Source organism: Pseudomonas fildesensis, assembly GCF_001050345.1.
Classification (GTDB): Bacteria; Pseudomonadota; Gammaproteobacteria; order Pseudomonadales; family Pseudomonadaceae; genus Aquipseudomonas; species Aquipseudomonas fildesensis.
Genome location: NZ_LFMW01000001.1, coordinates 148,082 through 160,951 on the forward strand (window position 1 = coordinate 148,082; position 12,870 = coordinate 160,951).

Below are 12,870 nucleotides of genomic sequence, written 5' to 3' on the forward strand. Positions count from 1 at the left end.
ATTCCCGCCGCCATAGCCAACACAAGGTATCGTTTTGCCTCAAGCGTCCACGTTTGCGTTTGACGCCGTTGAACTTCGTTAAAAAGGTGGTTATGGCCCTGACTCATGGACACTATCAGCCTCAAAGCTGTATTCACGATGCTCATAAGAGCAGTCATTGCGATGAGCAAAAACCTGAAGTCATCCTCGCCAGGGAACTGGGTAGTCTCATCAATACAAGCCTGCCGCCGCTTTCAGCCACTCGAGGTGAGACCGATGCATCGAGCCTGCCGACGCGTACGGAAATCAGGCTTGCAGACGATCGACGTTCAGCGACACAGATCTACAAAGACAACCCGATGCTGGGCAGTGGAATAATGTCGCGAGCCTTTGGTTGGAACCCGCAAAGGCGGGAGCGCCAAACCAAACTGATCAAAAATCTGAAGCGACAAGTAGGCGACTTCACCTCTGCCAATCCAGACCCGTTGTCTCGTGCCAACGCCATGTATCGCTTGGCGCGCGTGATCAATTACATTGATCGCGACCCGAGTTTGCGTAGGGTCAAAGGTAGTTACCCAGGGGATGGGCATCTGGACGTGCAGGGCGCCAAGGGTTTCCCGTCCGAGGTAGACCGCCTCACAAAATTCGGCGAGCAAGGTTATAGAGTTTTGCAGGAGGGAGACCGCAAGGCCATCAGGCAAAAGCCTGCCCCCCAAGGCCGGATGCCGGGTGACCTGCGCCCGGTAGAGGAAATTACGCTGAACCCTCTGTTCAAGGCGTTCGAAGAGGTATTCGTAGCTGGAGAACTAGCGGCCTTCAAGGTGCGCATAGGGGGTGATTGGGAAGACTCCGGTTTGCCTGCTGACGTTCGAGCCGATATTGCCGCGAACGCAGAGCACGTACTTGCATTCATCGACCAGCAAGGCGGTGCCTGTTCAACGGCCAATGACGGCAAAATAGACGGCAGGGTGCAAGACGTTCCTTTTCTTCCTCCCGCTTTCCTCACACGTGAGCATTTCACCTATCCGGGCTCTGAAGCGCGACGGCTATCGGATTTTGCTCATGCCGGGTACTCCATCTTCGACAAAAGATAAGGACTTTCTACGCAAGGTGGCGGAAAAGCGCCGATGCGGGACTGAAAGCATTCCGCAAGCTGCTGGCAAAACGCTTATAACTCGAAAGCTTGCCGCTATGCGATTCAGCTATTGGATTGTTGATAAGGTAATGCATCTAATCCGTGGCCTAACTCATTGTTACACCGAATAAATCAGCGCCCTCGCGCGTTGTAGTGAGTCATTGTTGCGCCTTAGAGATCAGCCATGAGCAACCCCGTTGCCGCTGCACCCGAGCCCCTGGTCCGCGCGTGTGACCTGTGCAAGACCTTTGGCGCCCAGCGAGCGCTGGATCAGGTCAGCCTGGATATCTATCCGGGCGAGGGGGTGGCATTGCTGGGGGCCAGCGGCGCGGGCAAGTCGACCCTGGTGAAGATCCTCGGCGGCAGCCTGGCGCCGGACACCGGTGAACTGTGGGTCGATGGCACGCGCCAACGTTTTGTTTCTCCGTTATCGGCGCGACGGGTGGGGATTGTCGCGGTGCACCAGCGGCCTGACGACGGTATTGCGCCGGGGTTGAGCGTGGCCGAGAACCTGTTACTCGACGAGTTGTGCCAACCCGACGCAGACTTCCTGCTCAACCGCAAAAACCTGCTGCAACGCGCCCAAACCATCGCCGACGGCCTGGGCCTGGACCTGCCGTTGCAACACCCGGTGGAGCGCCTCGGCCAGGCTGACCGGCAACTGCTGGTACTGGCTCGGGCATTCGCCCTGCAACCCAAACTGTTGGTCCTCGACGAACCCACCGCAGCCCTCTCTGAAACCGACGCCGAGCGCCTGCTGGGGCTGATCGACAGCCAGCGCAGCAAGGGCGTGGCAATCCTCTACATTTCCGAGCGCATGTCCGACCTGCAACGGGTGACCAATCGCGCCATCGTCTTGCAGGAAGGCCGCCTTACCCGTGACCTCAATATGCGGCACCTGCCGACAGTGGCTTACACGCTGTTTGGTGACACCTCGCAAACCCCTTTGTTGGTCGCTGATAAAGCCCTGCCGGTACCGTTTCTTGAGCGCTTTACCCGGGCGGGGTTTATCCGCAATCGGGCTGAAGGGCGTGCGGTGCGGGAGCGGGTGGCGGGGTTGCAGGTCGATGGGGGGGAGTCTGGAGTGAAGCGGAAAGCTGGAACTGATCCAGATACCTGAAGTTGGCTTATTAGATAGCTAAAGTAGTACCGCTCATCGGATTACTACTCATATGTTCGAAAGAATTCTTCACGTCCTACACAGCATTTTCGAGATGGGAGGATCTCTTATTTACAAAAGCTTACTTTGTAAGTTGCTAATTGTGTGAGGGTTGGTGTTGTCTTCTAAAGATGGAAGTAAGTTTTCATGTTTTGCGCAACGCCTGAGTGTCTGATTTCGTTGAGTGAAATTTCCTATGCTTAAGAAGTGATTTTCCTACGTAAGGGTTGCCGGCGATTTGCATATTTTTTCAGAAATACTAAATTGTTTTGGTGGCCTGGTGATAGGTGATTCACGAAAGTGTTCGTGTGAGTGGTATTTTTAGTAAAGGTGTTTCGCCTGATCTATTTCTACATATGAATAACTCAAAGAGTATCAGTAGGGTCAATGAGTGCTCTAAATATTTTCCGCGACGATACGCTCATCCAGAGCTGATAAAATGGTTCCGTTTTCATGAGGTGAGTCATGAATGGCTATCTATTGTTTAAGCCGATTGTGCTTGCGACGCTTTTTATTAAGGAGCAGGTTAAGGAGCCTGTTGCACTGTTTTGGATTGTAATATCTCCGGTGGTTATGTTCTATTTGATAAATTACGCCAAGTTGCCCGAGGGCAAACTGTCTTATAAATATCTCGATATCACCTCGTGGTTTTATGCATTTGTTTCGTCGAGTGTGGCGCTGTTTGGCTTGGCTTTTTATATAGTGGGGCGACGGGAGAGTGGCTTTTTGCGATCTTTCGTATATACGCGGAGTACAAAAGTGATTTTTCTTTCAGGCCAGTTTTTGGCCTACTCTTTCATGTCGGTCATTTATTGCTCTGCTTTTTATGGTTTGACTCGGTTCTATTTTGGTGTGATGGGGTTTTCGGAGTTCGCCACTATCGTTGGAAGGTTTTATATTTGCTTTCTGCTATTTTCTATTCCCTCGCTTTTGCTGACACTCATTCCAATGGGTTTTCAAAATGCTAATACTGTTTTTTCCATAGTGTCCTTCGTGATGTTGGCGTTAGGGGTGGTCAGTATTAGCTCGTCTCATCCAGTGCTTGAAGTGGTCAGTTTTTTTAACCCGATGTGGTGGGCGAATCAGATTATGTTAGTGGGTGTGGCTGACGGCTTGCTGGTCGTCATGTTTGTGGGCGTGTTATTTGTTTTCTCACTGTGGATGACCTATCGCTTCTTGCTGATTAATCCGGTTTGGAGTCGTTACTGATGAAGCGTCTTGTTGTGAGTTCCCTGGATGTCAGGTACGCAAACCGTATTTTATTTAACAAAGCGTCGTTTAAGATTGAGGCTGGATCCCTCTCGGGTTTGTTGGGGCCCAACGGTTCTGGAAAAACGACTTTTTTTGATGTGGTTTGTCTTCTCAAAAAAATGGACGGGGGAGAAATTCACAATTCATTCTCAACGTTGCTGTACTTGTCGCAAGTCGTTAATACGCCGCCGGTGCTTCGTATGTTTGATGTCTTTAATATGATGATGCTTTTTTGCTCTGATACGAGAGTTACGCAAAAGCATGCGCTGGGGAAAATTGAAAAATGGAGCCCCGGAATCGCTGAGCGATATTGTGAAATCTGGAAAAAGAAGTCATCCCTGTGCAGTTACGGGGAGAAGCGTTGGTTTTTTACGTTGTCACTGCTTTCCGCTCACGCCGATCTGGTGATACTGGATGAGCCAACCGCGGGTGTGGATCCAGAGTTTCGTTACCACATTTGGAAATGTCTGGAGGGTGCTGTTGCGGAAGGCGTTGCCGTCCTGGTTTCGTCGCATAACGTCGATGAGATCGTTACTCACTGTGATGACTTTTACATGTTGAGTCAGCAGCGTCTCAATCGCTTTACTGGCGCAGAGAGCTTCATGAGCGCCTACGGGGCTAAAAGCTTGGATGAGGCGTTTATTCGCGCGGCTAGCCATGCAAAAGGCTGAGGTCTGGTTCTGGCTACCCGTTGTTATTTATTGAAGGGGATAAACGCCACGCTGCCCCCCACACGCTTCTCAAACAACCGCTCGCCATTGTCCGGCCGAGTCGTAATCACTTGATGATCCGCACCCAGGTAAGCCAACGGCGCCGGATCATCCTTGGAAAACTGCGCGATGATGATCGTGTGCTGCGGATCGAAGCCCTGGCCGCTGGTTTTTTCCAGCCAGGCCATGAAGGCGGCGCTGTCGCCCTGGCGCGGGAAGTCCTGGGTTTCGGCGACGTAGTAGAACGGTTTGCCGTGGTTCTGAAGATACATCGGTAGCTTGTTGTCGACTTCCACCAGCACCATTTGCCATTGATTCCACGGAGCGTTTTTGACGGCCTCGGCCTGCACATCTTTGACGAAGCCGGTCACGCCGCCGTTGCCGTTGGTCCAGGGATAGATCACGCCCAGTACCAGCAGCATCAGGGCAGCGGCGAGGCCGAAGCCCTTTTGCCAGCGCGGCCAGCTCGCCGGTTTTTTCGCGAGCCGTTCACTCAGCCACCACGCCGCCAGCAACTGGGCGAAAGGCACCAGTGGCAGCACATAGTAGCTGCGGCGGCTGCCGCTGGCGGTGAAGAACACAAACAGCAGGCCCAGGCCCCACACCAGCCAGCGCACGTTCGGCGGGGTTTGGCGCCAGTGCCGCACGGCCAACCACAGGCCGAGTAGCCAGCATGGCGCCCACGGCAGGGTGTAGGCGGGCAGGTAGATCAGGTAGGTGTAGATCGGGCCCATATGGTCGAACGGGTCGAAGAAGCGCACCACGTTTTCGCGGAACACCAGCGCCAGTCCGCTTTCACCATAGGTCGGCGCGCCGTAGAGATGGGACAGTACAAACGGGATGGCGTAGAACGCTGCGGCGATCAGCACGGCCAGCAACAGGCGCGGGTTGAGGTGGCGTTTGTAGCGGTGTTCTGTGAGCAGGTGCGGCAGCAGCACCAGGCCCGGCAGCACAAAACCGATCAGGCCCTTGAACAGCGACGTGACCGCCAGCAACAGGAAAAACACGCTGTAGCGCCCCAGCCGCGTGTCTTCCGGCCCGCGCCAGTACCACCACACCGCCGCCAGCACGCCGCACACGGTGAGCACGTCCGCCGTGGCCACGCGCGCCCAGAACAGGAAGTAAAAAGTAGTCGCGAGCATCCAGCCGGCAATCAGGCCGGTGCCCTTGCGGAACAGGCGTTCGCCGATCAGGTAGACCAGCCAGATACTCAGCCACGCGGCGATTACCGACGACAGGCGCAGTGACCACGGGCCGAGGCCGCCCATCAGGTTGGCGAAGCCGGTGATCAGCCAGTAAGAGGGCAGGGGTTTGTCGTAGTACGGCGCACCCTTGAGGTACGGGTCGAAGTAATCGCCGCTTTGCAGCATGCTCAGGGCGATGTTCGCCCAGCGGGTTTCCGGTCCCCAGAGGTCGCGGCTGCCAAGGCCCAGCAGAAGCAGCAGGGCCGACACGCCCAGCAACAGCAGCAGGGCGCCGCGTTCGGTTTTCCAGAAAGTCATGGACGCATCCTAAGGAGATTGCGGATAGAGGGTGAGCACCAGGTCGCCCTTGCGATAGCGCTTGCCGCCGGGTGGCAGTTGCCCTTCTTCGCGGTGTTCGCTGGTACTCCTGACCCGCAGCAGTACCCCGACCGGACCCTGTCGGCGCGCGTCGGCCAGCCAGGCCTGGACCGTGTCCAGGTTAACCTTGCGGTGCACCGCGTCGGCGTATTGCAGGCCGTAGCGCAGTTCGCCTTCGGTGTTATAGAACGCCACCTCAGTACGGTTCAGGCGCCAGGCCAGCGCCGATGCCGACTCCAGTTCATTGCTCAGCAGCGCTCGGGTTTGCTGCAGCTCTTCCAGATGTTCCAGCACAAACTGGTCAGGCATTTCGTTATCCGAGATGTGCGCCGGCATGCCCACGGGCAGCAGCAACACCAGCACACCGATGCCGAGTGCCGGCACTGCCCACAGTGTCAGCGGGCGAAACGCTTGCAGCAGGTTGGCTAGGACCCAGCCCAGCAGCACGATGAACGTCAGCGACAGGCTGAACATCTCGGCATGGCTGTTGCCATACAACGGCTTGGCGATTTGCAGGTAGATCAACGAGACCATCGCGACCATGCCGATCACGAAGTTGAGCAGGCCGTTCAGGCAGATGGCGCGCGGTTTGCGCTCGCGGATCAAGTCGATCAACGCGTGCCCCATCAACAACGCCAGGGGCAGCAGGCACGGCATGATGTAGGTCGGCAGCTTGCCGTTGCTCAGGCTGAAAAAGCCCAGCGGCAGCAGCATCCACAGGGCGAGAAAGACGATTGCCGGTTGGCGTTTTTCCTTCCACGTCTTCAGCAATGTGCTCGGCAACAGCCCTGCCCACGGCAAGCACGCCACCACCATGATCGGCAGGAAGAACCACCACGGCCGCACGTGTTGCGCATTGTCGGCGGAAAAACGGCGAACGTGTTCATTCCAGAAGAAGAAGCGCCAGTAGTCGGGCTCCTGCACATGGATCGCCCAGACCCACGGCAGGCAGACCAGCACCGCGACCGCGACCGCCAGTGGGCCATAGCGCAGCAATTCCCCCAGGCGACGCTGCCAGAGCATATAGGGCAAGGCAATCAGTACGGGCAGCAGCCACGCCAGAAAGCCCTTGGTCAGGAAGCCCATCGCGCAAGCCAGCCCCAGCAACGCCCAGGCGCCGAGCCGGGCACGCGGTGTGCGGCTGTCGAGGGCAAACCACAGCGCGACCAGGCTGAGGTTGACCCAGAAGGTAAATTGCGGATCGAGGTTGGAGTAACCGGCTTGCCCGGCGACCAGGCCGAAGCTCAGGTAGAGCAGGGCGCAGGCGAAGCTTTTGAGAGGGTTGTTCCACAGGCGGCGAGCGATCAGGTAGGCGAGCAACACGCTCAGCCCGGTGGTCAACGCCGAAGCAATGCGCACGCCGAACAGGTTCTGGCCGAACACGGCCTGCCCGAGGGCGATCAACCAATAGCCGGCGGCGGGTTTTTCGAAGTAACGCACGCCCATGAAATGCGGCGCCACCCAGTTGCCGCTCTGCAGCATTTCCTGGCTGATCTGGGCGTAGCGGGTTTCATCGGGTACCCATAAACCGTGCAGGCCCAGGGGCAGCAGATAAAACGCGGCGAAGGCCAAGAGCAACAAGAGGTGAAGGGGATTTAAGCGGCTCATGACAGCCTGCTGTTTTAACGAGTCAGTAAGAGGCACGGGGTTCACTAAGTTACGGAAATAAGTCATGGCGTCCTTAACTAACAGGCGCAACTAAACATGCCAGAAGTTGGCTGTCGCTTGGCTGAACATCAGCCGCTGTCTAGGTGGAAAAGTGTCTAGAGTTGCTTGAGCGCCGCCACCCAATCTTCGCTGTTCATCATGCCCACGGCCTTGAACTTGCCGTTGCCCAGCACTTCGACGAATAGCGCGCTGCCGTACTCGGCAGCCACCGCATGGGGGTAGCCGAGGGCCTGTTCGAAGTCGTTGATGCAGGCGCTGTGGGTGATCAGCACGAGGTTGCGGCCGGGCAGCTTGTGCGTGAGCATTTCTTCGCCCATGGCGTCGCCGCAGATGGCCAGCGGGCCCGGAGAGATCAGGGTCTTGCCGAACATGAACAGCGAGGTCTGGGCGGTGCGGGTCGTCGGGCTGCTGAGCACATCGCTGCCCTCCATCCCCAGTGTTTTAAAGGCTTGGCCGGTTTTTTCTGCCTGCTCGGTACCGTGGATAGTCAGGCCGTCGGCAGGGCCGAAGCACGGGTTCTCAGAGCGGTCGCAACGTTCTTCATGGCGTACCAATACGATCAAATTACCGTCGCGCCAACTGGCCAGAACGCCTGATGTGAGCAGGCGATTGCCCACGCTCAAGTTCGTTGGCGAAACCGGCCACCACTGGCTGCTGGCGAGCAGCACACCGACAACGGCGAGGCCCAGGCACAGGCGTTTCAGTCGCTTGAGGCGGGGCCTGCGCGAGCGCGATTTGGTCAGGCTAAGGTCAACCACACTATTCACCATGGGCACTGTCGGCAGTGTTTTATCAAACAGGCGCAACGCATTGACAGCGGCCCGTAGTGGAGCGAAATCCTGTCACAGGGCTGCTGTCTTTTCGCTGAACATCTTGCGGCTAAAAGTTGTTGAGTGTTGCAACTAACAAGTTGCCGATCTCGGGTAATTTAAAGTGTCGAGGGTGGGCGCCCAGTGAAAACCATGTGAAAAATTTGCATGACGCCAAGCTTCAGCCGTTATTCTCGGTTGTCGTCCTTTCCGCGAGTGTTGTTTATGTTGCAGGTGCAAGGTGTCCTCAAAAGCTACGCCACCCCTCAGGGCTCGCTGGCGGTGCTGGCGGGTGTCGACCTGCACTTGGGCGAGCGCAGCAGCCTGGCGCTGATGGGCGAGTCGGGCAGTGGCAAGAGCACCCTGTTGCACCTGGTGGCCGGGCTGGATCGGGTGGACGGTGGCAGCATCCGCGTGGGTGAGCAGCGTCTGGATCAACTCAACGAAGCGCAACTGGCCCATTGGCGCCGCACTGAAATCGGCCTGGTGTTCCAGCAGTTCAACCTGATCGGCAGTTTGCGTGTGGACGACAACCTGGCCTTCCAGGCCCGGCTGGCGGGGCGCTTCGATTCGCAATGGCAGGCGCAATTGGTCGAGCGCCTGGGCCTGGGTGACCTGCTCAAGCGCTATCCCGAACAACTCTCCGGTGGCCAGCAACAGCGGGTGGCGGTGGGGCGCGCGCTGGCGTCTCGCCCTGGTTTGCTGCTGGCGGATGAACCCACCGGCAACCTCGACGAAGCCACCAGCGACGACGTGCTGCAACTGCTGCTGGACCTGTTGCGCGATACGCCCACCAGCCTGTTGATGGTCACCCACAGCCCACGCATCGCCGCACGGCTAGACCAGCAGGTGGTGTTGCATCGCGGGCGTGTCGTGCCGGCGGACGCGCGCTGAGATGGCGGTTTTTTACTGGACGTTGCGCGCGCTGCTCAGCCATTGGCGGCGCCATCCCGTGCAGTTTTTCAGCGTGCTGACAGGGCTGTGGCTGGCCACCGCGCTGTTGACCGGCGTGCAAGCGCTTAACAGCCAGGCGCGGGACAGCTACGCGCGGGCCAGTCAACTGATCGGCGGTGAACCCCAGGCCAGCCTTAGTGCGCCGGACGCTGCCAGTTTCCCGCAAGCGCTGTTCGCCGAGCTGCGCCGTGCCGGGTGGCCGGTGTCGCCGGTGGTGCAGGGGCGAGTGGTGCTCAAGGGGCATGAGGACCAGCGCCTGCAATTGATGGGCATCGACCCGGTGTCGCTGCCCGGCAGCGGAGCCGTGGCGGGGCAGCGCTTGAGCCAGGCGCAGATGCTCGCGTTTTTTGACCCTCCGGGGCGTACCTGGATCGCGCCTCAGACCTTGCAGGCGCTGGGGTTGCAGGAAGGCGCGCAGCCGCAGACCACGAGCGGGCACGCCTTGCCGCCGTTGCAGGTGCAGGCGGACATGGCCCCGGGCATGCTGCTGACTGATATCGGTTTTGCCCAACCGGTGCTGGAGATGCCTGGGCGCCTGTCGCGACTGCTGGTCGACAAGGCTTACGCGGCCCGCCATCCCACCCCGCCTGCCGCGTTGCAACTCAAACAGGGCGAGGACAATAACCTCGCGCGCCTGACCGAAAGCTTTCACCTGAACCTCGATGCCCTGGGTTTTTTGTCCTTTGTGGTGGGGCTGTTCATCGTGCACGCCGCCATCGGCCTGGCCCTGGAACAGCGGCGCGGTCTGCTGCGCACGTTGCGTGCCTGTGGGGTGAGTGCGCGGCTGTTGATCCTCAGCCTGGCTGTCGAACTGGGTGCCTTGGCGTTGCTCGGTGGCTTGCTCGGCGTTGCCAGCGGCTACCTGCTGGCCAGTCTGTTGCTGCCGGATGTGGCCGCCAGCCTGCGCGGGCTCTACGGCGCCGAGGTGGCGGGGCAACTGAGCCTGAGCCCGTTGTGGTGGGTGGCCGGGTTGGGCTTGAGCCTGTTCGGTGCCTTGCTCGCGGGGGCCAGTAGCCTGTGGCGTGCGGCGCGTTTGCCACTGCTGGCGCTGGCCAATGCCCAGGCCTGGCATGAGGCCCATGGGCGCTGGTTGCGGCGTCAGGGTTGGGTGGCGTTGACCGCGCTGGTGATCGCGTTGCTGGCACTGGCGTTGGGCGACAGCCTGGCCGCCGGTTTTGTGCTGATGGCGGCCTTGCTGCTGGGGGCGGCGCTGGGTTTGCCGGTGGTGCTAAACGGTGTGTTGAAGGCGGTACTGGGGCGTAGCCGTTCCGTGCTCGGGCAGTGGTTTCTCGCCGACTGCCGCCAACAATTACCCGCCTTGAGCCTGGCGTTGATGGCGTTGCTGTTGGCGCTGGCGGCCAATATCGGCGCGGGCTCCATGACCTCGGGCTTTCGCCAGACGTTCAATAACTGGCTCGAACAACGCCTCACCGCCGAGCTGTACCTCAACCCGCAAAACCCGGCCCAGGCCGAGCAGATGAACAGCTGGCTGACGCAGCAACCGCTGGTGCAAACGGTATTGCCCACCTGGCAGGTCGCGGTGCAACTGCAGGGCTGGCCGGCGGACGTGTTCGGCGTGGTCGACGACCCGACCTATCGCCAGCACTGGCCGTTGCTGGAGGCGACAAACGCGCCGTGGGACCAGCTGCAGCAAGACGACACGGTGATGCTCAGCGAGCAATTGGCGCGGCGCCTGAACGTGGAATTGGGTGACGCGGTCGCTATCCCCACGCCACAGGGCGTGTGGTCGCCCAAAGTGGTGGGAATCTACGCCGACTACGGCAATCCCAGGGGCCACGTGCTGGTCAACGCGCAGCACCTGTTGGCGCACTGGCCGACGCTGTCGCCGGCGCGTTTCAACCTGCGGGTAGCGCCGGCGAATGTGGCGCCATTGGTGCGTGAAGTGCAGCGCGAGTTCGGCCTGGAAGACAGCCACATCGTCGATCAACAGCAACTCAAGGGCTGGTCGAGCCAGGTGTTCGAACGCACCTTCGCCGCCACCGCTGCGCTGAACAGCCTGACCCTCAGCGTCGCTGGCGTGGCGCTGTTTATCAGCCTGCTGACCCAGAGCCAAAGCCGCCTCGGCCAACTCGCACCGCTGTGGGCACTGGGGGTGACGCGCCGGCAACTGATGCTGCTCAACCTCGGGCAGACCTGGCTGCTGGCGGTGCTCACGCTGGTATTGGCATTGCCGTTGGGGCTGCTGTTGGCGTGGTGCCTGGATGCGGTGATCAACGTGCAGGCGTTCGGTTGGCGCCTGCCGTTGCAGGTGTTCCCGTGGCAGTTGGCGCAATTGTTGGGGCTGGCGATGCTCGCCACGCTGTTGGCCTCGGCGTGGCCGCTGTGGCAGTTGTACCGCAGCCGCCCGGCGGACTTGTTGAGGACCTTTGCCCATGAAGATTAAGCCCATGTTCCGGGTGCTGCTCTCTGTAGGCGCGAGCTTGCTCGCGAAAAATTCGAGAGCGCCGCGTCCCATCAGACAGCCCAAGTTATCGTTGATATTTTTCGCGAGCAAGCTCGCTCCTACAGGTGTTTTGTTGTTGCTGCTGGGCGCGTGCGACAAAATCCCTGCGCCCGAGGAAAGCTTCGCCGGCCTGGGCAGTGACGCCGCCGACTTTGCCCAGGTGGTGCCAGGCAAAGTTTTCAGCTTCCCCGAGGACCACGGCCCTCACGCAGGTTTTCGCATCGAGTGGTGGTACGTCACCGCCAATCTCAAAGACGCCCAGGGCAATCTGTTCGGCGTGCAATGGACCCTGTTTCGCAACGCCCTCAAGGCCGAGCCGACGCAGCCGGGTTGGCACGACTCGACGATTTGGCTCGGCCATGCCGCCGTCACGTCCGCAACCCGCCACTACGCCGCCGAACGCTACGCCCGTGGTGGCGTCGACCAGGCCGGTGCCCAGGCAGAGCCGTTCAACGCCTGGATCGATGACTGGAAATTCACCACCCGCCCCGGCGCCGGCAGCCCCTTGGCAGACATGCAACTCAAGGCCGGCGGCCCGCAGTTCGCCTACGATTTGCACCTGACCTCCAGCCGCCCGCTGGTGCTGCAGGGCGACAACGGCTACAGCCGCAAGTCCGACCAGGGCCAGGCGTCGTATTACTACAGCCAACCGTTTTTCACCGCCACGGGCAGCGTCAGCATTGACGGCAAGGTGTATCAGGTCACCGGCCCGGCCTGGTTAGACCGCGAGTGGAGCAGCCAACCCCTCTCCGCCAGCCAGACCGGCTGGGACTGGTTCTCCCTGCACCTGGACCGTGGCGAGCAGTTGATGCTGTTTCGCGTGCGGCAAAAAGACGGCGCGGGCTATCTCACCGGCACCTGGATCGACCGCGAGGGCCATACGCAAACCCTGCACAACGCCGATATCCAACTCACGCCGCTGGCCACCACCGACATCGACGGGCGCAGCATTCCTACACGCTGGTCGCTGAAAATTCCCGGCAAACAGCTGGATATCACCACTGAAGCCGTCAACCCGAAGGCCTGGATGAACCTGAGTATTCCGTACTGGGAAGGACCGGTGAGGTTTGAGGGTGGGGTGGGGTACCTGGAGATGACCGGGTATTAGCGCTTTTCTGTAGGCGCTGATCTTCTTCTGCGTAGGCAACTTCCCAAATGTGTTGTGCCCCTTCCGGGCTT

Annotated in this window: 10 protein-coding genes and 1 pseudogene; 7 read left to right on the top strand and 4 right to left on the bottom strand. The window is 59.5% G+C overall.

Annotated elements, in window-relative coordinates:
* Positions 1 to 92: 92 nt before the first annotated feature.
* The 4 genes from ACR52_RS28910 (at position 93) to ACR52_RS00790 (ending at position 4,195) form a co-directional block, all read left to right on the top strand.
* A complete protein-coding gene (locus ACR52_RS28910; protein ID WP_152687569.1) occupies positions 93 to 1,073 on the top strand; it encodes a hypothetical protein in 981 nt (326 codons plus the stop codon).
* Between the two features lie 225 nt (positions 1,074 to 1,298).
* The gene (locus ACR52_RS00780) at positions 1,299 to 2,234 is read left to right on the top strand and encodes an ATP-binding cassette domain-containing protein (protein WP_048719397.1); all 936 of its coding nucleotides are present in this window, start codon (positions 1,299 to 1,301) and stop codon (positions 2,232 to 2,234) included.
* Positions 2,235 to 2,738: 504 nt separating this feature from the next.
* Complete coding sequence (locus tag ACR52_RS00785) at positions 2,739 to 3,482, top strand: cation-translocating P-type ATPase (protein WP_048719399.1); 744 nt, start codon at positions 2,739 to 2,741, stop codon at positions 3,480 to 3,482.
* Complete coding sequence (locus ACR52_RS00790) at positions 3,482 to 4,195, top strand: AAA family ATPase (RefSeq protein WP_048719401.1); 714 nt, start codon at positions 3,482 to 3,484, stop codon at positions 4,193 to 4,195. The genes ACR52_RS00785 and ACR52_RS00790 overlap by 1 nt, the downstream gene beginning before the upstream one ends.
* A 23-nt stretch (positions 4,196 to 4,218) precedes the next feature.
* On the opposite strand, the gene ACR52_RS00795 is transcribed toward ACR52_RS00790, so the two are convergent.
* The 3 genes from ACR52_RS00795 to pmrG form a co-directional block, all read right to left on the bottom strand.
* A complete protein-coding gene (locus ACR52_RS00795) occupies positions 4,219 to 5,736 on the bottom strand; it encodes an ArnT family glycosyltransferase (RefSeq protein ID WP_048719404.1) in 1,518 nt (505 codons plus the stop codon).
* A 9-nt stretch (positions 5,737 to 5,745) separates the two neighbouring features.
* Positions 5,746 to 7,404, bottom strand: a complete 1,659-nt coding sequence (arnT, locus tag ACR52_RS00800; protein ID WP_048719406.1) for a lipid IV(A) 4-amino-4-deoxy-L-arabinosyltransferase — start codon at positions 7,402 to 7,404, stop codon at positions 5,746 to 5,748.
* Between the two features lie 155 nt (positions 7,405 to 7,559).
* Complete coding sequence (gene pmrG, locus ACR52_RS00805) at positions 7,560 to 8,234, bottom strand: lipopolysaccharide core heptose(II)-phosphate phosphatase PmrG (RefSeq protein WP_048720471.1); 675 nt, start codon at positions 8,232 to 8,234, stop codon at positions 7,560 to 7,562.
* Between the two features lie 264 nt (positions 8,235 to 8,498).
* Here pmrG and ACR52_RS00810 point away from each other — a divergent pair, with 264 nt between their 5' ends.
* Both ACR52_RS00810 and ACR52_RS00815 read left to right on the top strand, forming a co-directional pair.
* On the top strand, positions 8,499 to 9,167 hold the full coding sequence (locus ACR52_RS00810; protein WP_048719409.1) for an ABC transporter ATP-binding protein: 669 nt from the start codon (positions 8,499 to 8,501) through the stop codon (positions 9,165 to 9,167).
* 1 nt (position 9,168) lies between these two features.
* The gene (locus ACR52_RS00815; protein ID WP_048719411.1) at positions 9,169 to 11,631 is read left to right on the top strand and encodes an ABC transporter permease; all 2,463 of its coding nucleotides are present in this window, start codon (positions 9,169 to 9,171) and stop codon (positions 11,629 to 11,631) included.
* Between the two features lie 24 nt (positions 11,632 to 11,655).
* Here the strand turns inward: ACR52_RS00815 and ACR52_RS31650 are convergent.
* Positions 11,656 to 11,742 (bottom strand): annotated as a pseudogene (locus ACR52_RS31650) (outer membrane lipoprotein carrier protein LolA); the annotation flags it as partial.
* 19 nt (positions 11,743 to 11,761) lie between these two features.
* Here ACR52_RS31650 and ACR52_RS00820 point away from each other — a divergent pair.
* Positions 11,762 to 12,799: a lipocalin-like domain-containing protein gene (locus ACR52_RS00820; RefSeq protein WP_152687575.1), complete on the top strand. Its 1,038-nt coding sequence runs from the start codon at positions 11,762 to 11,764 to the stop codon at positions 12,797 to 12,799.
* Positions 12,800 to 12,870 lie beyond the last annotated feature (71 nt).